Source organism: Raineyella antarctica, assembly GCF_900092135.1.
In the GTDB taxonomy this organism is placed as follows: Bacteria; Actinomycetota; Actinomycetes; order Propionibacteriales; family Propionibacteriaceae; genus Raineyella; species Raineyella antarctica.
In genome coordinates, this window is sequence record NZ_FMYF01000002.1 from 233,314 (window position 1) to 256,262 (window position 22,949).

A 22,949-nucleotide genomic window follows, 5' to 3' on the forward strand; every position below is an offset into this window, starting at 1 on the left:
CCGCCACCACCTGCCTTGATCCCCAGTTACCCCACATACCCACCCAAGGAGCACCCCATGGACACCCGCATCCTCGGCGACGGCCTCGTCGTCTCCGCCCTCGGCCTCGGCTGCATGGGCATGAGCCAGAGCTACGGCCCGGTCGGCGACCGCGACGCCAACATCGCCCTGATCCGCCAGGCCGTCGAGCTCGGCATCACCTTCTTCGACACCGCCGAGGTCTACGGCCCGTACGTCAACGAGGAGCTCGTCGGCGAGGCGCTTGCACCGGTCCGCGACCGGGTCGTGATCGCCACCAAGTTCGGCTTCGCGTTCCACGAGAACGGCAAGCAGACCGGCCTGTCGAGCCGTCCCGACCACATCAAGCAGGCCGTCGAGGGGTCGCTGCGCCGGCTCGGCGTCGACGTGATCGACCTGTACTACCAGCACCGGGTCGACCCGGACGTCCCGATCGAGGACGTCGCCGGCGCGGTCAAGGAACTGATCGAGGCCGGCAAGGTGAAGCACCTCGGCCTGTCCGAGGCCGCAGCTGGCACCATCCGCCGCGCCCACGCGGTCCAGCCGGTCGCCGCGGTCCAGAGCGAGTACTCGCTGTGGTGGCGCCGGGTCGAGGCCGAGGTGCTGCCGACCCTGGAGGAGCTCGGCATCGGCCTGGTGCCGTACAGCCCGCTCGGCAAGGGCTTCCTGACCGGCACGGTGGCGGCCGACGCGCAGTTCGGCGCCGACGACATCCGCAGCACGATCCCGCGGTTCCAGGGCGAGGCCCTGGCGGCCAACCACCGGCTGGTCGAGCTGATCGGCGAGATCGGGGCGGGGATCGGTGCCACTCCGGCTCAGGTCGCACTGGCCTGGCTGCTGGCGCAGAAGCCGTGGATCGCGCCGATCCCCGGCACTCGCAAGCTGCACCGGCTGGAGGAGAACATCGGCGCCGCCGCCCTCGAGCTGACGCCCGTGGACCTCGCGGCGATCAACGAGGCGCTCGCGTCGATCCCGATCGAGGGCGGGCGCTACGCCGAGGCCGCCGAACGCATGACCAACCGCTGAAGGAGCACCCCATGGAGAAACTCACCACCCCACCCACCGCCAAGGCACCCGCGGCCCAGTTCACCGGCGACGTGTACGTCGACGGGATCGTCAACCCGGGCCTCACCGGCAACGGCCCGTCCCGACTCGTCGTCGCGCACGTACGTTTCGCGCCCTGTGCCCGGACGGACTGGCACTCCCACGCGCTCGGCCAGACCCTGCACGTGACCAGCGGGATCGGCCTGGTCGCCACCCGGGACGGCAATGTCATCGTGATGCGTGCCGGCGACACCGTGTGGACCCCGCCGGGGGAGGAGCACTGGCACGGCGCGACGCGGGACAACTTCATGAGCCACTTCGCCATGCTCGAGGATCCGCGGGACGTCGAGGCGACCACGTGGCTCGAGCCGGTGACCGACGAGACGTACGACGCGGCGCACCGCGACGTCTGAGCAGCTGGACCGGTGGAGCCGTCCAGCCGGGCCGGCGCGGCCGGGTGGGCGTTCCACGAGCGCAGCGGGAAGGTCCACGGCCCGGCCGGTGTCGATACTCCAGCAGATCAGCGCAGGCAGCGCCGCATCCACTCCAGGATGCCGAGGCCGGGGCGACCTCTGGGCTCCCGTCGGACGCTGGAGTGGCGACAGCAGCGCCCAGCCTCTGGCTGGGCGCTGCCGGGACTACCTGACTCACCGGCTGCTCACCGGCGCCCGGGCCCGGCGGGAAGTTACGGACTCCCTGCCTGGCGACGATGGAGGCGGACGGCTACGCCCATGTCCACGTGCCGGTGCCACCCATCTCGGTCGCCCCGGCGCCGATAGCGGCAGCTGTGATCTGCCCGAGGGCGCCGAAGTTGTCGCGCCAGCAGGTCACCTGGGCGATCCCACCCGAAGCTGCGCCGAACTGCACGTGGAAGCCGCAGTCGCCGACGAGCACCTCAGGGGCAACGAACGGTCCGCCGCCGAAGCTCTCCACGGCACCGGCGCCGACGCCCCAGGCCCGGCCCTCGAAGTGGACCTTCTTCTTCGAATCCGTGTACTCCAGATCGATGCGGACCACGGAGTAGATCAGGTACGACTGGATGCTGAGCGTGCCACTGGCGCCGTAGGTGCCCGTTGCGGCGGTCTGGACCTGCTGCAGCAGGTCCGGGTTTCCTTCGGCCTTCAGACCTTCGATGTAGTGTGCCTGCTTCTGTGCAAGCTCCTGCTGGCCGGCGGTCAATTGCTGGGCGGTGAACGTGGCGTTGGTCATGAGCTGTTACCCCTTCTCTGGGTGCGTGGACTCGTTCCGAGTCCACGGTTGCGGCGGCATGTCGCTACGTGCTCGACAAGGTGGTCGGTCCGTTGTGGGCGGCTCATGCCGATCACGTCCGGGCCGCGATTCGATGACTCACCGCGGTTCGACTGCCCTGCAGTCCTTGCGGCCTGCTCACGATTCTTCTCGTCCACCAGGGGCCGGTCCATGGACCTGGACCTACACCTGCGCCGTCTTCTGGCCTGGCCGATATGGCAACTGCCGCTTCGGGGCCGCTTCGGGGCCGCTCCGGGGGCCGGTCCTGGGCCGAGTGTGTACTGAATCCCAACGCCCGGCCTCGATCGACGGAGATTCGTCACGCAAGTCCTGGGATCGAGGGGTAGGCGTTGGGATTCAGTACACGAGACACTGGAGCATCGGCCCCCGAGGGCCCCGTTCCCCGCTGCACCCCACGACATTTCGAGCATCGCGACTGGCAAGGAGCATTCCGTGCAGAACGTCACCCTCAACAACGGCGTCAAGATGCCGATCCTCGGCTTCGGTGTCTACCAGGTCCCCCCGGAAGCGACCGAGCAGGCGGTCAGCGATGCCCTGGCCGTCGGCTACCGCCACCTCGACACCGCTGCCGCCTACGGCAACGAGATCGCGGTGGGTCGAGCCATCGCCAGCAGCGGTATCCCGCGGGAGGAGCTGTTCGTCACGACCAAGCTCTGGGTGCAGGACTCCGGCCTGCGCGGCGCGGGGGAGGACAACGCGAGGCGGGCGTGCGAGACCTCCATGCATCGCCTCGGGCTCGAGTACCTCGACCTCTACCTGATCCACCAGCCGTACGGGGACTACTACAGCTCCTGGCGAGCCATGCAGGAGCTGCACCGCGACGGGCTGGTCGAGGCGATCGGCGTCTCCAACTTCATGCCCGACCGGCTGGTCGACCTGATCACCAACAACGAGATCGTGCCGGCGGTCAACCAGATCGAGACGCACCCCTTCTACCAGCGGGCCGACTACCAGCGGCTGATGGACAAGCACGGCGTACGGATCCAGTCCTGGGGACCCTTCGCCGAGGGCCGCAACAACCTCTTCGGCAACGAGGTGCTCAGCGGGATCGGTACCGCCCACGAGAAGTCGGTCGCCCAGGTCGTGCTGCGCTGGCTGATCCAGCGCGGGGTCGTGGTGATCCCCAAGTCGGTCCACCCCGAGCGGATGGCGGAGAACTTCGACGTCTTCGACTTCGAGCTGTCCGAGGACGAGATGGCGCGGATCGCGACGCTGGACCAGGGCGTGAGCCAGTTCTTCGACCACCGGGATCCGGGCATGACCAAGCGACTCGGCTCGTCGCGGGTGGACTGAGTTTCCTCGCACACAGGGCGTTCGTCGCCTCGATACGCTGGTCGGGCAGCAGCATCACCTACCAGGGTGGGGGCATAGCCATGTCGGCTCCGGGATACCGCGTCGAACGGATGAGCAGGGCCCGACGGGCCCTCGCAGCGGGCCAGGAGTCCGTCCGCCACAAGCACCTGATGCTCGCCCTGGTCGAGGCGGACCTGACAGTCCCGCGCGGGCTGATCCGCGAGCACGGTGAGTCGACCGGGGAGCACCTCTCCCTGACGGCGTACGTGACCACCTGCGTGGCGCGCGCTCTGGCCGAGGTCCCCGAGCTCAACGCGTTCCGCCGCGGCCACTCCCTGGTGTTCCTGGACGAGGTGATCGTGGAGGTCCTGCTCGAGCGGACGATCGACGGACAGCCGGCCGTCGGCTACCTGCCGATCCGGCACGCCGACGCCAAGACGCTGCGCCAGGTGCACGACGAGATCCGTGCCGGGCAGGCCGCCCGGCACGAGACCATTGCCGGCCAGCAATGGTTGGCGCTGATACCGCCGTTCGCGGCCCGCCCGTTGATGTGGTGGGTGCGCCGCAGCACCAGGTGGGCGCTGCAGCTCGGCGTGGCGGGGGTCAACAACCTGGGCATGGGCACCAAGGTCGCCGGCTGGGGCCTTAGTCCGGGGGCAGGGACGCTGGGGGTGACCATCGGCGGAATCGGCCGACGACTCGCGTGGCAGGACGGTCAGCTGGGTGAGCAGGAGATCGCCCACCTCACCCTGGCCTTCGACCACGATGTGATCGATGGCGCGCCGGCGGCCCGGTTCACCGAACGGCTGGTGGAGCTACTGGCCGGCGGGGAGGCGCTTCGCGTGCTCGTGGGGGAGGACGCCGCGAGCGGCTAAGGCGCTGAGCCGCGGGTTCCGCAGCAGCTCAGTGTGCGGCGCCCCAGGGCCGGCACCCAGCGGCACGATGCGTCAGGGGTGGAGGGTTTCCGTGCTCTCGAGTCGGTGCTTCAGGCCGGTCCAGATCCGGCGCTCCATCCGGTTGCCGAGCACCCCGACGAAGGGGGACAGCAGCCGGAACCAGCCCTTCGGGCGGACCTGCCAGTCCCAGCCCATCTCGGTCCCGCCGGCCACCGGGGCGTACGTGGTCACCCCGATCGTCTCCATCGTCGAGCTGGTGGTCCGCGACCCCAGCCGGTGCGGCCGGTCGTACTCGGTCAGCTCGATCTCCAGCTCCATGCCCGACCGGCCCATCCGGGCGTGGAAGCGGCTGCCGGGGCCGATCGGGCCGGGGGTGAGCAGCTCGACGCCGGTCATGTCCGGGTTGTACGAGGGCTCGTTGCGCGAGTCGGCGACGGCGTCGAAGACCAGCTCGGGTGGGGCGCTGATCGGCAGGTGTCCGGAGACGTGGACCATGCGTCCACGCTACGCCGGAGGTTCCGGAATTGTCCCCCGTTACTCCCTTTCAGACAAATGACTTTCGGCTACAACTAGTGGCCAGAATCGGAGATGTTCCATTGCGTGCAGCCGTGCATCCAATTGCTTCCCGGGATTGGCTTAGAGTCTCGCAGGAATGATTGCGTGGGTGGCCTTTCCGGGGGCAGACTGAAGAAGCTTTCGGTCAGTCCCGCACTGTTCTCCGGAACTGTGTCAGCGACTGTATTCATCGACCATTCCCGCGCGCCCTGTGCCCGTGGGCCGGCGAAGGGAGCGGTGATGCCGGGCCCGATGACCCCCCAGAACGGCGATCAGGATCCTCCGCGCACTGTTTGCACGGTGGGGTCCTTGGGTTTCCCCGGATCCGTTGTCGACTCCCGTGCGCTGGGAGTGAAGGTCGTCGGGTGCAAGGTCGAGGGCATCGGACACAACGCCTCTATGCGAATGAGGGCGAGTTCTCCGGTCCGGGTCGGCACATCGCTTTTCACTGACTTGCTTTTCACTGACGATGCCGGCGATATCGCCGGGACTCCGGTCCTCGGCGCATCCCTGATCCGGGCGGCATGAACCGCCCCACGGGCAGCTCCCCGTTTCAGCCCCCAGCCGGGAACACTGGGGTCATCGGGAACGCCGGAACGCAGCCCGCACCAGACTCTGCCAACCAGATCTCCGGCACCCCGGCCTCCGGCCCCCAGGCCTCCACCAGCGCCACCCCCGCCACCGGCCCCTTCTCCCCACCGGCGATCCAGCTCCCGCGTGGCGGCGGGGCCATCCGCGGCCTGGGCGAGAAGTTCACCGTCAACGCCGCGACCGGTACCGGCTCGTTCAGCATCCCGCTGGGGGCCTCGCCGGGCCGCTCCGGCTTCGGCCCCGACCTCAACCTGGTGTACGACTCGGGCGCCGGCAACGGACCGTTCGGACTGGGCTGGAGTCTCGACCAGCCGGCTGTCAGCCGGCGCACCGACAAGGGCCTGCCGCGCTACGACGACTCGGACGTGTTCGTCCTCTCCGGGGCCGAGGACCTCGTCCCGGCCACTGACGCGCTCCCGGACCGGGACGGCTACCGGATCACCCGCTACCGGCCCCGCACCGAGGGATCGTTCGCCCGGATCGAGCGCTGGGCCAGCCGCACCGACCCCACCGACACGTACTGGCGCACCATCTCCGCCGACGACGTCACCACCTACTACGGTCGGACCGCGGCCGAGCGGATCAGCGACCCGGCCGACCCGACCCGGATCTTCAGCTGGCTCGTGAGCTCCAGCCACGACGCGTTCGGCAACGCGATCGCGTACGACTACCGACCCGAGGACGGCGCCGGCGTCGACCCGGGCCTGAGCTACGAGCAGGGCCGGGCCCGGTCGCAGCGCTACCTGGCCGGGATCCGCTACGGCAACGTCCACTCCCGCCTCGACCCCGACCACGCCGGCGACTGGGACACCGCCTGGCTGTTCGAGGTGGTGTTCGACCACGGCGAGGGCCTGCTGGTCGACGACCCGCCCGACGCCGCGCCCGACGCCCCCGCAGGCGGCGCGCCCGACGCACCCGCCGCCGACGGCCACCGCTACGTACGCCTCACCGCCGGCGGGGACTGGCCGGTACGACCGGACCCGTTCTCCAGCTACCGGGCCGGCTTCGAGGTGCGGACCTACCGCCGCTGCGAACGGGTCCTGGTGTTCCACACGATGGCCGAGCTGGGCGCGGAGCCGACCCTGGTGCGCGACATCGCCCTCACGTACGACGACACGTCCGGCTACTCCTTGCTCACCTCGGTCCGTGCCGGCGGCCACCGGCGCGTCGGCGACCGGTACCGTACGGCGGGCCTGCCCCCCCTGGACCTGCGCTACAGCCGGACCGAGTTCGGCACCCGGGCAAGGACGCTGGCCGCCGTCGACCTGCCCGGTCCGACCCAATGGGTGGACCTGGACGGGGAGGGGATCGCGGGCGCCCTCACCCGGCAGGACAGCGCCTGGTGGTACCGCCGCAACACCGGCGACGGGGGCCTGGCCGCCGCCGAACTGCAGGCAACCACGCCCTCGACCCGCGGCCGGCTGCTGGACCTGGCCGGCGACGGCTCGCTCGACCTGGTCGACGCCACCACCGCCCCCGGCTTCCACGAGCGCACCGACGAGGCCGGCTGGTCCCCGCACCGTACGTTCACCTCCTGGCCCGACCTGGACTGGGACGACCCGGCGCAACGCCTCACCGACCTGACCGGCGACGGCCTGCCCGACGTCCTGCGGCTGTACGGTGACGGCCTGACCTGGCACCGGTCGCTGGGGGAGCAGGGCTACGACCTGCCGCTGGACGTCCGGCCCGCCCCGGAGCTGGTGTTCGCCGACGGTACCGGCACGGTGTTCCTGGCCGACCTGTCCGGCGACGGCCTGTCCGACCTGGTGCGGATCCGTAACGGCGACATCCGCTACTGGCCCAACCTCGGCTACGGCCGGTTCGGGGCCGCGGTGGTGATGGCCGACGCCCCCCTGCTGGACGCCCCGGAGGCCTTCGATGCCCGCCGGATCCGGCTGGGCGACATCGACGGCAGCGGGCCCACCGACCTGGTCTACCTGGCCGCCGACGGCGCCCGGGCGTACGCCAACCGCAGCGGCAACTCCTGGTCCGCCGCCGTCCCGATCACCGCCCTGCCACCCCTGGACGACCTGACCGAGGTCGAGGTGACCGACCTGCTCGGCACCGGCACCGGCTGCCTGGTCTGGTCCTCCCCGGCCCCGAACGACGCCCCCGCGCCGGTGCGCTACGTCGAGCTGATGGCCGCCGGCAAGCCGCACCTGCTGACCGAGGCGGCGAACAACCTCGGCGCGCTGACCCGGATCACGTACGAGTCCTCCACCCAGCACTACCTGCGCGACGCCCGCGAGGGCACGCCGTGGATCACCCGGCTGCCCTTCCCGGTGCACGTCGTCGCCGGCGTCGAGACCCGCGACCTGGTCGCGGGCAACACCTTCACCACCACGTACGCCTACCACCACGGCCACTACGACGGGGTGGAGCGCGAGTTCCGCGGCTTCGGCCGGGTCGACCAGCGCGACAGCGAGACCTTCGACGCGCGCCCCGCCGGCGCCAACCAGGACCCCGCCTTCCACGTGCCGCCGGTGCTGACCCGCAGCTGGTACCACACCGGCGCCCACCTCGGCGGGGACCGGATCTCCCAGCTCTACGCGCACGAGTACTTCCCCGGCGACCTGCTCCCCGACACCGTGCTGCCCGCCGGGCTCACCGCCGAGGAGGAGCGCGAGGCCTGCCGGGCACTGCGCGGCACCCTGCTGCGCCAGGAGGTCTACGCCCTCGACGGGTCCGACCGCGAGCCGTACCCCTACCAGGTCTCCGAGGCCAACGCCACGGTCCGGCTGCTGCAGCCACGCGGAACGGGCCCGCACGCCGTCTTCCTGCCGCACCCGCGCGAGTCGCTGCAGACCCAGCTGGAGCGCGACACCGCCGACCCGCGCACCACCCGTACGCTCACCCTGGCGACCAACGAGTACGGCCAGGTCACCCGCGCGGTCGCGATCGCCTTCGGCCGGCAGGCACCCGACCCGGCGCTATCGGCCGAGGCGCGCGCCGACCAGGCCCGGGCGCACCTCACCTGCACCGACACCAGCTACACCGCTCCGGTCGAGGAGGTCGACGACCACCGGCTGCCGGCGCTGCACACCGCCCTCACGTACGAGGTCACCGGCCTGTCCGCCGCGCTGCCCTTCGACCAGTTGGCGGCCGCGATCGAGGCCGCCCCGGTGATCGCGTACGAGGACGACCCGCCGGCCACCGCCGCCCGCCGCCCGATCGAGGTCGAACGCGTCCGCTACCGGCGCGACGACCTGACCGGGCCCGCGGACTGGGGCGTGGTCGGGGCCCGGGGGCTGATGCACGAGACCTACCGGCAGGCCTTCACCCCCGGACTGCTGCAGCGTGCCTACCCGCACGACGTCACCGCCCTGCTCCCCGGCGCCGGCTACCGCGACCTGGACTCCGACGGCTCCTGGTGGGTGCCCTCGGGTCGCGCCGGGTACGGCGACCTGGCCACCGCCCGGCGGCACTTCTTCCGGCCCACCCGGTTCGAGGACCCGTTCGGCGGCACCACCACCGTCGACTACGACGGCTACGACCTGGTCGCGACCCGCAGCACCGATGCGCTCGGCAACCAGACCACTGCGGAGATCGACTACCGGCTGCTCGGCCCCTGGGCGGTCACCGACCCGAACGGCGACCGCACCGAGGCCGCCTTCGACCTGCTGGGGATGGTCACCGCCACCGCCCGGGTCGGCAACGCGGGCGAGGGGGACGTGCTGGACGGCTTCGACACCGACCTCACCGCGGCCCAGGTGCAGGCCCACCTGGCCGACCCGCTCGCCGATCCGGCGGCCCTGCTGGGCCGGGCCGGTACGCGTCTGGTCCCGGACGTGGACGCCTTCGCCCGGACCGGCGCCCCGGTCGTGGTGGCCACCCTGGCCCGGGAGGTGCACGCCGCCGACGCCCCGACCTCGCCGGTCCAGCAGGCCTTCGCCTACAGCGACGGGTTCGGCCGGGAGATCCAGCGCAAGGTGCAGGCCGAGCCGGACAACGGCCCGCGCTGGACCGCTACCGGCTGGACCGTCTTCAACAACAAGGGCCGGCCGGTCCAGCAGTTCGAACCATTCTTCACCGCCACGCCGGCCTTCGAGGGCGACGTGCGCGCCGGGCCCAGCGGCACCCTCTTCTACGACCCGCCCGGCCGGGTCGTCGCGGTGCTCAACCCCGACGGCTCGTACGGCAAGACGGTCTTCTCCCCGTGGTGGCAGCGCGAGTACGACGGCAACGACACGGTGGCGACCGACCCGGCCACCGACCCCGACATCGGGCCGGTCGTGCAGGCCTTCCTCACCGCCCGGCCCGGCCGCCAGACCTGGCTGGCCCGCCACCAGGGCGAGGACGCCGCGACCAAGGCGACCGCCCACGCCGACACCCCGCTGACCCGCGTCCTGGACGGCCTCGGCCGCGGCTTCCTGACCCGGGCCGACAAGGGCGGGACGCTGCTGGACACCCGCACGGTGCTGGACGGAGAGGGCAACACCCGCGCGGTCGTCGACCCGCTGGGCCGCACCGTCGCGACCGCGGACTTCGACATGCTCGGCACCGCCGTGCACCGCTCGAGCGTGGATGCCGGCGACCGGTGGACGCTGAACGACGTCGCCGGCCGGCCCGTCACGGCCTGGGACAGCCGCGGCCACGCGTTCACCACCACGTACGACGCCCTGCGCCGCCCGCTGAGCCGCACCGTCGCCGGCTCCGATCCCCAGCACTCCGACCCCGACACCCTGGCCGGGCCGGTGACGTTCGAGCGGACCGAGTACGGCGAGGGCCTGCCGAACGACCGTGCCCGGCACCTGCGCGGCCGGGTGCACCGGCGCTTCGACGCGGCCGGGATCCTCACCCACACGTACGACTTCGCCGGCAACACCACCGCCCGGACCCGCGAGGTCGCCACCACCGTCGACCGGGCGATCGACTGGGCACTGCCCCAGCCGCCCGGTGAGGCCTACACCGCCACCTCCCGCTACGACGCGCTGAACCGGATGGTGCAGACCATCGCGGCGCACCCGGACGGCGCCGGGCCGTACGACGTCACCCAGCCGGTCTACAACGAGGCCAACCTGCTGGAGCGCCTGGACGTCTGGCTCGGCCGGCCCGCCAATCCCGCCGGCCTGATCGACCCGGCCACCGACCCGCCCTCGGCCACCACCGGCATCGCGGACGTCGACTACGACGCCAAGGGCCAGCGCCTGCGGCTCGAGCTGCGCAACGGCGTGACCACCAGCTACACGTACGACCCCGACACGTACCGCCTGCAGCGGTTGACCACCACCCGGCCGGCGCCGTTCGGCGACACCGTCCAGGACCTGGCGTACGCGTACGACCCGGCCGGCAACATCACCTCGATCACCGACGCCGCCGTGGCAGCGGTGTTCTTCCGCAACCAGGTGGTCGAGGCGGCCAACGACTACACGTACGACCCGCTCTACCGGCTCACCCGGGCGACCGGCCGCGAGCACGTCGGGCAGGGCCGGGTGCCGTACGGCCCGGACGACGCCGCCGCGCTCGGCCTGCCGCAGCCCGGTGACGGCACCGCGATGGGCCGCTACTGCGAGACGTACGACTACGACGACGCCGGCAACCTGGCCGAGCTGAGGCACCAGGAGTCCTGCCCGGGCGCGCTGTCCTGGACCCGCTCGTTCGTCCATGCCGCCGACAGCAACCGGCTCACCAGCACCACCGTCGGGGCCAGCACCGAGACGTTCGACCATGACCCGCACGGCAGCATCCTGGCGATGGCCCACCTGCCGTCGCTGGCCTGGAACTTCCGCGACCAACTGGCCGCCAGCACCCGGCAGGCCGGCCCCGGCGGCTCGACCCGCTACGTGTACGACGCGGACGGCAACCGGGTCCGCAAGGTGCGCCTGGACGCCGGCGGCCAGGTGCTGGAGGACCGGGTCTACCTGGGCGACACCGAGGTGTACCGCCGGCACAGCGGGGCGGCCGCCGGGCTGGAGCGCCGCACCCTGCACCTGGTGGACGGCGGCCGCAGGCTCGCGCTGGTGGAGACCCGCAACGGCATCGACGACGGGTCACCGGTGCAGGTGGTCCGCTACCAGCACGGCAACCACCTCGGCTCGGCCGTCCTGGAGCTGGACCAGGGTGCTGCCGTGGTCAGCCTGGAGGAGTACGCGCCGTACGGTGCGACCACGTACCAGGCGGTCGCCGCGGACCTGGACGTGCCATCCAAGCGGTACCGCTTCACCGGGCGGGAACGTGACGAGGAGACCGGCTTCAGCGTGCACGGGGTCCGCTACTACGCCCCCTGGCTGGCCCGCTGGACCTCCGCCGACCCGCTCGGGGTGCAGGCCGGCGCCAACCTCTACCGCTACTGCAACGACTCGCCGGTGATGCTGAACGATCCCAGCGGCATGGACCCGCCCAAGCCGCGGGTCACCCCACTGGTCACCGACATCTCCCCGGCAGGCGTCGCCGGCGACTTCCAGTTCCACGACTTCCTGTCCTCCAATCGGAGCGTCTCCGGGCACGGCGTGCTCGGGCTGAACGCGCGCGCCAGTTTCCTGCTGCAGGTGCCGCAACTCAGCCTGAACACGACGGGACTGGCCGATCTCTCCGGCCAGGCCGCGGTGGACACCGGGTTGGGCCGGGCCGGGGCGCGGCTGGAGGGCGGGCTGTTGCTGGGGGAGCCGTCCGGGCTCAACCTCGGGCTCCGCGGCCAGGGCAGCTTCCGCTTCTCGGTGCCCGAACGGATCGGGATCGGCGGCCTGCCCGGCTCGCTGCTGCCGGCCCTCACCCAGGGCGAGGGTGAGCTGCGGCTGGGTGGGGCCCTCGGCTACGGCAGCCTGTCGCTGGCCACCTTCCGGGCCCGTGCGGCGCTGGCCGGTGGCCGGTTCGAGGGCAGCCTGGACGCCACCTCGATCGCCGACGTGGCCCGGCTGCGGCTGGACGCCACCGGCGCGGTCAGTCCCAGTGGTGAGGTCTCGCTGGACTCGGCCCGGCTGCGTGCCTCCGCCGGGATCCCCGGTTTCCGGCTGGACGCCACCGCGACCGGGACCGGCAACGGCGCCGGCGGCCTGGACGTCCGCGGTGGCGCCCGGTTGACGCTCTTCGGGTTGCCCTCGCTGCGGGCGACCGCGACCGGCACCGTCTCGTCCTCCGGGGTCGACCTGTCGGCGCGGTTCTCCGGAGCCGGTCCGCTGTTCACCTCGTACATCACCGGCGGGGTGGACTACAGCAGCCGGGCCGGCCTGTCCGGGTACGCCGGCGTGTTCGGCCTGACGTACACGCCGGGGATCACGCTGAAGGATCCGTCCCCGCCCAGCGCGGGCACCACCGCGGTGCTCGGGTCCCCGGCGAACCCGTGGACCCCCAGCGGCCTGACCCTCGGCGCCTCCTACTTCGGCTACCGGCAGGGCCTCGTCTACTCCGTCTCCGGCGGCTTCATCCCCGACCTGAGCTCCAACCTCTTCACCAACCCGCGGTTCGGCGTGACCGCGCAATGGCATTTCTGAGCACGGCACTTCTGATCGACCCGCACCAAGGAGGAACCATGGCTGGGACAACGGTGAACTCGGCTCGTTCGCTGGCCGGCCTGCCGGCAGGCCGGCGGCGCAACGCCGCGGCCGCAGCGGTGGCCGCGGCCCTGGCGGAGGCGGCCGCGCGCCCGGTCACGCCCGCAGCCACGCCGGCAACCCCAGGGACTCCGGCAGCCACACCGGCGACCCCCGCTGCGCCGGTCACGCCCGCAGCCACACCGGCGACGCCAGCGACGCCCGCCGCGAGCCCCCTGAGCTCCTTCCAGCGGCGCGCCGGCCTGCCGGCAACCGGCCGGGCCGACGACGCCACCGTGGCCCGGCTCCTCGCCGAGACCGTCAACCACCACGTCGCCACCAACCCGGCGCGGACCGCGAAGGTGCAGGCGATGCTGGCCGCCGCCGGCTTCGCCCCCGACCAGGCCGAGACCACCTCCCGCAAGCTGGGTGACTCGACCGTGGCCGCGGTGACCCGCTTCCAGCAGGCCAAGGGCCTGACCGCCGACGGGCTGGTGGGGGACCGGACCCTCGCCGCCCTGGGCGAGGCGGCGCTCACCGCGCGGCTCGCCTCGGGCCGGCAGACCCACCTGCTGCAGCGCAGGATCCTGCGCGCCGCCGCCATCCGCGGACTCAAGGTGGCCATCGACCCGGCCGAGTCCAAGTCCCGCAAGGCCGGCCCGACGACCAAGGCCGCGGTCGAGGCGCTGCAGACCTCGCTCGGCCTGCCAGCCACCGGCACCGTCGACACGGCGACCTTCGAGCGGATCAACTCGGTCGCCGCCAGCCGCCGGGCCCCCGCCGCCAAGGTCGGGGCGCCGGACCCGGCGGACCTCGGCGTGGTCCCGCGCCCGCTGCGGCTGAACATGGTGAACAAGGACGTGCCCGCCCTGCAGAAGGCCCTGGCCTTCCTCGGCCACCCCCCGGTCGAGGCGGAGCTCAAGGCCGCCCGGTTCGGGCCGACCACCCGCAAGGCCGTGATCGCCTTCCAGGCCGCCCACGGCCTGCCGCAGACCGGCGCCGCCGACGGGGCGACCCTGCGCACGCTCAACGGCCTGGTCCGCTCCGCCACCCCCGGACCCGAGCACGCCCAGCGGATCCGCGGCACTGTCCGCGACGCCAGCTGGGCCGGGCGGCCCGGCGTCACCGTCGAGCTCGCCACCGACCCGCCGACCGGCCAGGGGGTCGTCCTCGCCCACCGTACGACTCTCGGCAACGGCTTCTACGACCTGCCGTACGCCGTCCCGACCGACCCCGCCGACGGCCGGCCGGTGTCCCCGCTGCTGCTGAAGGTCCGGTTCGTCGACCCCGCCGGGGCCGAGATCGGCACCAAGCGGCTGGCCGACCCGACCCCGATCGCCTGGGTGAACTTCACCGAGGGGCCCTACCCCTACCGCGGCGCGAGCCTGTACGAGACCCAGCTCGCCGCGGTGCGGGCCGCCGGCGTCCCCGACGTCACCACCCTGCAGGAGACCGCCGACCGGCCCGACGTCACCCGGGTCGCCCGCGCCGCAGGGCTGGCCCAGGACGACGTGATGCGGCTGGTCCTGGCCGCCCGGGCCGCGCAACGGCTCGGCGCCGGGATCGACGCCGAGACCTGCTTCGCATTCCTGGCCCAGAGCCTGCCCAGCAACCTGCCCGACGACCTGCTCGCCCAGACCCACGAATGGACCCTGGTCGAGCAGCTGACCGACCTGGTCGCCGCCGGCATCGCCGCGACCGAGTCCGACCTGGCCCGGACAGCCCTGGCCACCGCCCTGGCCCAGAACCTGGTCCCGGTCAGCCTGGCCGCACGCCTCGACGCGGTGCTCGCGGCCCTCGCCACGGCACGCCGCACCTTCGCGCTCGACCGGCCGCTCCTGGTCGGCAACGGCACGCTGCGGGCCACCCTGCAGCGCAGCGACGTGCCCGCCGGGGCGTACGACGCGGTGGCCGACGCCTTCGTGGCGGCCGGCGGGATGGGGCCGAAGTTCTGGGCGCTGCTGCACGAGGACCCCGGCACGTACGGCGGCCCAAACGCCGTCGCCTCGCTGGAGCGCGGGACCGAGGTCGGCCTGGTCGCCAAGAACTTCGACCCGATGGTGCAGGAGCTGTCCCAGCGGGTCGCCGGCACCGGTACCCGGGCGCTGGCCAAGCTCGCCCCCGCGGACTGGGACCAGGTGGTCGCCGCCGTCGGCGCCGTTCCCGCCAACACCGACGGCGACACCGAGCAGGCCCGCCGCGCCACGTACGCCCGGACGATGGCGGCCCAGGCGCAGCGGCTGTTCCCGACCGTCGCGGTCACCGCCGCGGTGAAGCGGAGCGGCGCCGGCGGCCTGACCCGGATCGACGAGATCGAGCAGATCGTCGACGACCACCCCGACCTGGAGCTGCGGGTCTCCAACATCGACGCGTACGCCGCCCGCAACGACCTGGCCCTGGAGCCCGAGACGCGGACCGAGCTGAAGGTGCTGCAGCGGGTGCACCGGCTGGCCCCGACCGCCGACGCCGCGACCGCGCTGCTGGCCAACGGCCTGCACAGCTCGGTCCAGATCATGGCCCGCGGACGCGATGCCTTCATCGCGACGATGAAGGACGCCGGGGTCGCGGAGTCGCTGGCCGGATCCATCCACGGCTTCGCCGAGTTCCAGTACGCCCAGGTGCTGCAGCGCCTCGGCGAGATGCGCTCCGAAGTGCAGTCCACCCTCCCGGCCGCGCTGGCCCCGCAGGCGCTGACCGCCGAGGCACGCGCCGAGCTGCTGGCCGACCTGCCCGACCTGGAGCTGCTGTTCGGCCCGCTGGACGCCTGCGACTGCCCGCAGTGCGCCTCGGTGTACGGGCCGGCCGCCTACCTGGCCGACGTGTTCCGCTTCCTCGACGGGCACGCCGCGGCGACCGGCGGCGGGAGCGTGCTGGACGTGCTGGTCGCCCGGCGCCCCGACCTGACCAAGGTCAAGCTCGACTGCCCCAACACCGAGACCACGCTGCCCTTCATCGACCTGTCCAACGAGGTGCTGGAGAGCGTCTTCCCCGGCTCGGCCGGGCGGGTCGACCTGCAGACCACGCTGCCCGCCGACGAACTGCGCGCCGCGCCGGAGCACCAGGACGACACCGTCTACGACCTGCTGCGCACCTCCGACATCCCGATCTCCTCCGCGTACGACCTGTGGGCCGACCAGGTCCGGGTCCTGCTGCAGCACCTCGGCGTCCCGCGCTGGAAGCTGATGCGGGCGCTGGGGACGGCCGCACCGGTCGAGGTCGCCGCCGAGTACTTCGGCATCTCGGTGCACGAGGCGGGCCTGGTCACCACCGCCGCGGCGACCGCCGGCGAGCAGGACGCCTTCTGGGGCTTCGACTCCTCCCGCGCCTCGATCCCGGTCCTGGAGGTGATGGAGCGGACCAAGCTGGGCTACCTGCCGCTGCAACTCCTGCTGCAGGGGTCCTGGATCACCCCCGACGGCGATCCCCGGGTGCACCTCACCCGGCCCGCCACCAGCGCCGACCTGCGCCTCCAGACCCTGGATGCGGTGGGCCCGGAGGTCCTGGACCGGGTGCACAGGCTGCTCCGGCTGGCCCGGCACACGCCCTGGGACACCTGGGAACTGGACCTGCTGCTGCGCGCCGACCGGATCGGTGCCGGCGCCCTGGACGGCGACACGCTGGTCGCGCTGTACGGGGCCGGCCGACTGGCCGACCGGCTCGGCCTGGGCGCCGAGCAGCTCGCCACCTGGTTCGGGACGCTGCCGACCACCGGGCGCCCCGACCCGGCCGACCCAACGGCGCTGCCGTCGGCCGCACCGTCCCGCTACGCCGTCACCTTCCGCTCCCGGGCCCTGTCCGGCACCCCGGACCCGGCCTTCGACCCCCAGCCGGACGGCAGCGACCTGGCCGACCACCGCCCGGCGCTGCTCGCCGCCCTGGCGACCAACGACACCGCGCTCACCGCCCTGCTGGCCCGCACCGGCAGCACCAACGACCTGCCGACGCTGTCCCGGCTGGTGGCCTGGGCCGAGCTGGCCCGGGCGCTGCGAATCGACCTGGCCGAGCTGCTGCTGGCCACCGACCTGCTCGCCCCGGTGCTCGCCGACCCGTTCGCCTCCCCGGCGGACCTGCTGGAGTTCCTGGACCTGCTCGACGTGCTGCGCGGCAGCGGGGCGACGCTGGCCGAGCAGGACTTCCTGCTCAACGCCCGGCCCGACTCCCCACTGGCCGCCGCGGACGGGGCGATCGTCACCGCGCTGTCGGCGCTGCGCGAGGGACTGCGGGCCGACCCGGGGACCGACTCGGCCGGGGCGGTCATCTCGGCCCTCGCCGGGGCGACCGGGCTGCTCGCCACCCAGGTCCGGCAGCTGCTGGACCTCTCCGATGCGACCGGCAAGCTGCTGGACGCGTTCACCGCCCCCGACCTGCTCGACCGCGACGCCGATGGCGCCTTCGTGCACCCCGACATCACCCCGGCAGGCTTCCCGCGGCTGTTCGAGGCCTACCGCCGGGTGCTGAAGATGGGCCGCGTCGTGGCCCTGTTCGGCTGGTCCGACGACGACCTGGCCTGGGTGCTGGCGCATCCCGGCGCGGTCGGGCTACGGCCGGTCGACCTGCCGGTGGCCACGCCGCCCGCCGCGCCGCTGGTCGCCGACTGGCTCCGGCTGCTGGGCTGGGCAGCGGTCCGTCGCGACCTGCTGGCCCTGTCCCGCGCGCTGGCCGCCGCCCCGGGTGCTGCGCCGACCGTCCCCACCAGCACCCCCGACGACCTGGTCGGGGCCGCCCTCGGCGGTGCCGCCATCGACGCCGTCCGCGCCCACGCGACCGCCCTGACCGGCATCGATGCGGACACGCTGAAGACCCTGGACGGTGACGACCCGGCGGCGTACGCCGATCCGGTCCTCGGCCGCCGGCTGGTCGAGGCCGCCGGGCAGGTCCGGCGCCTCGGCGTACCGGCCGCGACCGCCGCGGTCTGGGCCGTCCGGGAACGGGCCGCCGGCCCGACCGAGCGCGAGGTGGCCACCGCCGTCACCGCCGCCGCGAAGGCCAAGTACGAGCGCTCCGCCTGGCTGGCAGTGCTGGCTCCGCTCCAGGACGACTGGCGCGAGCACAAGCGGGACGCGCTGGTCGCCTTCCTGCTCGAGCACGCCGCCCGGACCGAGCCGCAGACCGTCACGATCGACGGGAAGACGGTGCCCAACCCGCGGCGGTGGACCGACCCGGACGACCTGCTGCGCTACTTCCTGGTCGACGTGGAGACCTCCGCGTGCGCGCTGACCTCGCGGATCAAGCAGGCGATCGGCAGCACCCAGATGTTCGTCCAGCGCGCCTTCCTCAACCTGGAGAAGCCGCGGGTGGTGGTCACCACCGACGAGAAGGCCGACCTGTCCGCGCCCGACTCCTGGCGGCAGTGGAAGTGGATGAAGAACTACCGGGTCTGGGAGGCCAACCGCAAGATCTTCCTCTACCCCGAGAACTGGATCGCCCCCGAGCTGCGCGACGACAAGACCCCGTTCTTCAAGGAGCTGGAGCAGGAGGTGCTCTCCGGCGACATCACCGCCGAACGGTGCGAGACGGCGATGCGCGGCTACCTGGACAAGCTCAACGAGGTGGCGAACCTCGAGGTGATCGGCGTGCACCACGAGATCGACGACGACCACCCGTGGGACGACCTGGGTCCCTCGGTGAACGTGCTGCACGTGGTGGGCCGCACCCGGGTCGAGCCGTACCGGCACTTCTACCGCTCGTACGACATCAACGCCGCGCTCTGGTCGCCGTGGGAGGCGATCGAGGTCGACATCACCGGCGACCAGGTGCTGCCGGTGGTCTACAACCGGATGCTGCACCTGTTCTGGCTGCAGATCGAGTCCAAGCCGCAGAAGACCCAGCGCCAGCCCGCGGCGGCCGCCAACTCCAGCACCCAGCAGAGCCCGGAGGCGCCGAGCCAACTGGAGCTGAAGCTGGCCTGGACCGTGCACCGCGGGGGCGGCTGGACCACCCGGCAGACCGCGCCGAACGTGCTGGTCCACCCGTGGCCGCGCCCGCGCGGATCGTACAGCCTCAAGCCGCGCTACCACGGCGCGGAGAACCAGTTGTGGATCGACGTCTACATTGCGATGAGCCCGGAGTTCAACGGCCGGGCGTTCTGGGATCCGAAGAGCGGCGGCCGCCGGGCGCTGACCAGCCGGCCCTTCGACGCCACCGCACGACCGTGGCACTCCTCCTCGTTCGTCTTCGACGGACGGGTGGTCGACCTGCGGCTGAAGCCGCTCGACGGCCAGTACCAGCTGCTCGACGACTCGGTCGTGAACGACTCGTTCGAGTACGTCCGCAGGCTCAGCGACCCGACCGGCCGGACCGTGCACCCGATGAAGACGACCCGGCAGGTCTCGGCGCGGGTGGTGCAGCCGACCGGCATGCGGCTGGAGGCGGGCCGGATGGTGAACAACACCTGGACCGCCAACGAGGGATCACTGACGGTGCTGTCCAACGGCGCCTCGGTGACGCTGCTCACCGGCGCCCACCCGCCGTTCGCGGCGGCGCACAGCCTGCACCGGATCCAGCCCGACACGGCCACCGACCGCAGCCCGTTCGTCTACACCGACCCGAGCCGCTCGTACGTCGTCACCTCGCAGTGGGTGAACGTGACGATCGACTCCACCACGACCGTGCAGCGCCTGCAGTACACCTTCCACCCGTTCTCCCACCCGTACGCCGCCCTGTTCGTCCGCGAGCTGGACCGCAGCGGCGTCGACGGGGTGCTGAACCGGACCATGCAGCGCTTCCCGAACGCCTACCCGCCCGGGAACGCGTTCTCCTTCACCACGTACGCGCCGGTGGCCGGTGTCGCGGCGGCGGACCCGGCCGCGGCGACCGACACCCTCGACTTCTCCCGCTCCGGGGCGATGTCGGTCTACAACTGGGAGGTCTTCTTCCACGTCCCGTTCCTGATCGCCAGCAAGCTGGCCGGCAACCAGCGGTTCGAGGAGGCGCTGGACTGGTTCCACCGGATCTTCGACCCGTCCAACACCGAGGCCCTCGACGCGCCGCAGCGGTACTGGATCACCAAGCCGTTCTTCGACGCCACCGACGCCGACTACACCAAGCAGCGGATCGAGTCGATCCTGGCCGACGCGACCGACCCCGAGGTCAGCAAGCAGATCGCGGAGTGGCGCAACCATCCGTTCATGCCCGACGTGATCGCCCGGTTCCGTCCGGTGGCCTACCAGAAGGCCGTCGTGATGCGCTACATCGATGCCCTGGTCGACTGGGGCGACCAGCTGTTCCGGCGCGAGACGATCGAGGCGATCAACGAGGCGACGCTGCTCTACGTGCTGGCCGGCGAGCTGCTCGGCCGCCGTCCGGAGCACGTGCCGATGATCCCGCGCGAGGGCAGGTCGTACGAGGAACTCACCGCCGCGGCCGCCCTCGACCCGTTCGGTGACCAGCAGGTGGAGGTGCAGCTGGAGAACCTGGCCGAGCGCCCCACCCTGGTGGTCGCCTCCGACACCCAGGCGCTGCCGGTGGTGAACCTGTCCTACTTCGCCATCCCGGCCAACGACGACCTGCTCGGCTACTGGGACCGGGTCGCCGACCGGCTGTTCAAGATCCGCCACTGCATGGACATCTCCGGCCGGGTCCGCCAGCTGCCGCTGTTCGAGCCGCCGATCGACCCGGCACTGCTGGTCCGGGCCACCGCCGCCGGTGTCGACCTGGACAGCGTGCTCAACGACACCCCCGCGTCCGGCTCGCCGTACCGGTACGCCACCCTCTTCTCCGCCGCGATGTCGGCGGCGGCCGACGTCCGATCGCTGGGGGAGCGGATGCTGCAGGCGCTGCAGCGCCGCGACGACGACGCGCTGGAGCGGCTCCGCGCCGGCAACGAGGTGGCCGCGGTCACCCTGGTCCAGCGGGTCCGCGAGGGCCAGGTGCTGGAGGCCCAGCGGGGCCGGGAGGCGGTCGAGCAGGGCCTGGAGGCGGCCCAGGCCCGGCTGGACTACTACTCCTCCCGGCCGTACATGAACGACTGGGAGACCGCCGCGACCATCGTCCATGCCGCGGCCGTGGTCTCCCAGATCGTCTCGACGGTGCTCAACACCGTCGCCGGCGGGGCCAGCCTGGTGCCCTCGTTCGAGGCCGGGGCGTCCGGCTTCGGCGGATCGCCGGTGGTGACGGTGAAGTACGGCGGCCAGAACGTGTCCAACTCCGTCGGGGCGTTCGCCCGGCTGTTCGAGGGCCTGGGCGGGATCCTGCACAGCACCGGGTCGCTGCTGGAGACCCAGGGCGGCTACCAGCGCCGCTTCGAGGAGCACCAGTTCCAGGCCGACCTGGCCCGCAAGGAGATCGCCCAGGTCGGCAAGCAGGTGGTCACCGCCCAGGTCCGCGAGGCGGTGGCGCAGTACGAACTGGACGCGCACCTGCGCACCGTGGAGAACGCCAAGGGGGTGGAGGAGTTCCTGCGCTCGAAGTACACCGGCGCCCAGCTCTACGAGTGGATGGTCGCCCAGCTGTCGAGCGTGTACTTCCAGGCCTACCAACTGGCGTACGACCTGGCCCGGCGGGCCGAGCGGGCGTACCGGTTCGAGGTCGGGGACACCACGTCGGCACCGATCATCACCTTCGGCTACTGGGACAGCCTGAAGAAGGGGCTGCTGGCCGGCGACCGGCTGGTCAACGACCTGCGCCGGCTGGAGACGACCGCGCTGGAGCGCAACCGGCGCCGCCTGCAGGCGACCACGCACGTCTCGCTGGCCTCCCTGATGCCCGACAAGCTGCTGGAACTGAAGGCGACCGGGACCACGTCGATCGAGGTGGCCGAATGGATCCTGGCCCGGGAGAACCCCGGCTGGACCAACCAGCGGATCGTCTCGGTCGCGGTCACCGCGCCGTGCGTGGCCGGCCCGTACACCGGGGTGCACGCGGGACTGGCCCTGACCTCGGCGGTGGTCCGGCTGAACGACGACACCGGCGGCGGCTTCGGCGACGCGTTCGGCGGTGCTGATGCGCGGTTCGCCGCGGCGATGCCGGTGGTGAACGCGATCCGGACCAGCCAGGGGGTGAACGACCGGGGCCGGGTGTCCGGGGCCCGGGCCGACGACCGGTACGAGGCGTTCGAGGGGGCCGGGGCGATCAGCCGCTGGACGATCACCCTCGACCCGCGCGACAACGCGTTCGACGTCAGCACGCTGTCGGACGTCGTCCTGACCCTGGAGTACGAGGGCGACCAGGGCTCGGCGGCGCTGGTGGACCTGGCCAGGGACGCGGTCGACAAGGCCCTGCCGCAGCACGGGGCGGTGCTGCTGTGGCTGGATGCCGGCCATGCCACCGAGTGGGCGCGGTTCCTGCACCCGGCGGCGGGGGAGCAGCGGCTCACCATCGACCTGGGCGCGGAGCAGTTGCAGTACCTGTACCGGCAACTCGCGCTGCGCAAGCGGCTGGTGGTGACCCGGGCCGACCTGGTGCTGGAGTCCGACGACGAGGACGCCTTCGACGTACGGCTGGCGCCTCCGGGCGGGGCGACGGTGGAGGTCCCGGCCGCTCCGGGCGGCGACTTTGGCGACCTGCCCCAGGCCACGGCGGGGTGGGCGGCCGGGAGCCAGGACCTGCTGGGCACCTGGACCATCCAGCTGAAGCGGCAGGCAGATGCCGGCTGGGACGTCCTGGCGCCCGAGGTGGTGCGGCGGGCCTGGCTGCTGCTGCGGTTCGAGGCGACCGGTGCGTGAAGCTGGGGCGGCCGGGGCAGCAGGGGTCGGGCGCGCGGGCGAGGGCGGACCCGGCGGTGCAGCCGCGTCGCGGGGCGGGTCAGGGATCGAGGCCGCGTCGCGGGGCGGGTCAGGGATCGAGGCCGCGTCGCGGGGCGGGTCAGGGATCGAGG

The 22,949-nt window shown here is 72.5% G+C and carries 8 protein-coding genes; 6 read left to right on the forward strand and 2 right to left on the reverse strand.

Annotated features, from left to right (window positions below; all coding sequences use genetic code 11):
- Window positions 1-57: 57 nt before the first annotated feature.
- Both GA0111570_RS03565 and GA0111570_RS03570 read left to right on the forward strand, forming a co-directional pair.
- Window positions 58-1,044 (forward strand): aldo/keto reductase, encoded by a 987-nt coding sequence (locus GA0111570_RS03565; protein ID WP_092606431.1) that lies wholly within the window; start codon window positions 58-60, stop codon window positions 1,042-1,044.
- A gap of 11 nt (window positions 1,045-1,055) precedes the next feature.
- Complete coding sequence (locus tag GA0111570_RS03570; protein ID WP_092606433.1) at window positions 1,056-1,475, forward strand: (R)-mandelonitrile lyase; 420 nt, start codon at window positions 1,056-1,058, stop codon at window positions 1,473-1,475.
- 310 nt (window positions 1,476-1,785) lie between these two features.
- Here the strand turns inward: GA0111570_RS03570 and GA0111570_RS03575 are convergent, their stop codons facing one another.
- Entirely contained in the window at window positions 1,786-2,271 is a 486-nt protein-coding gene (locus GA0111570_RS03575; RefSeq protein ID WP_092606435.1) for a hypothetical protein, read from the reverse strand.
- A gap of 492 nt (window positions 2,272-2,763) precedes the next feature.
- Between GA0111570_RS03575 and GA0111570_RS03580 the strand changes: the two genes are divergently transcribed.
- Window positions 2,764-3,624, forward strand: coding sequence for an aldo/keto reductase (locus GA0111570_RS03580; protein WP_092606437.1), 861 nt, complete (start codon window positions 2,764-2,766; stop codon window positions 3,622-3,624).
- 110 nt (window positions 3,625-3,734) lie between these two features.
- Window positions 3,735-4,499 (forward strand): 2-oxo acid dehydrogenase subunit E2, encoded by a 765-nt coding sequence (locus GA0111570_RS03585; protein ID WP_139283130.1) that lies wholly within the window; start codon window positions 3,735-3,737, stop codon window positions 4,497-4,499.
- Window positions 4,500-4,571: 72 nt separating this feature from the next.
- Here GA0111570_RS03585 and GA0111570_RS03590 read toward each other — a convergent pair whose 3' ends face one another.
- Entirely contained in the window at window positions 4,572-5,015 is a 444-nt protein-coding gene (locus GA0111570_RS03590; RefSeq protein WP_092606441.1) for an SRPBCC family protein, read from the reverse strand.
- A 584-nt stretch (window positions 5,016-5,599) separates the two neighbouring features.
- Between GA0111570_RS03590 and GA0111570_RS03595 the strand changes: the two genes are divergently transcribed.
- Both GA0111570_RS03595 and GA0111570_RS03600 read left to right on the forward strand, forming a co-directional pair.
- Window positions 5,600-13,096 carry a SpvB/TcaC N-terminal domain-containing protein gene (locus GA0111570_RS03595; protein WP_092606443.1) on the forward strand — a complete coding sequence of 2,499 codons (7,497 nt, stop codon included), beginning with the start codon at window positions 5,600-5,602 and terminating at the stop codon, window positions 13,094-13,096.
- 38 nt (window positions 13,097-13,134) lie between these two features.
- On the forward strand, window positions 13,135-22,797 hold the full coding sequence (locus GA0111570_RS03600) for a Tc toxin subunit A-related protein (protein ID WP_139283131.1): 9,663 nt from the start codon (window positions 13,135-13,137) through the stop codon (window positions 22,795-22,797).
- Window positions 22,798-22,949 lie beyond the last annotated feature (152 nt).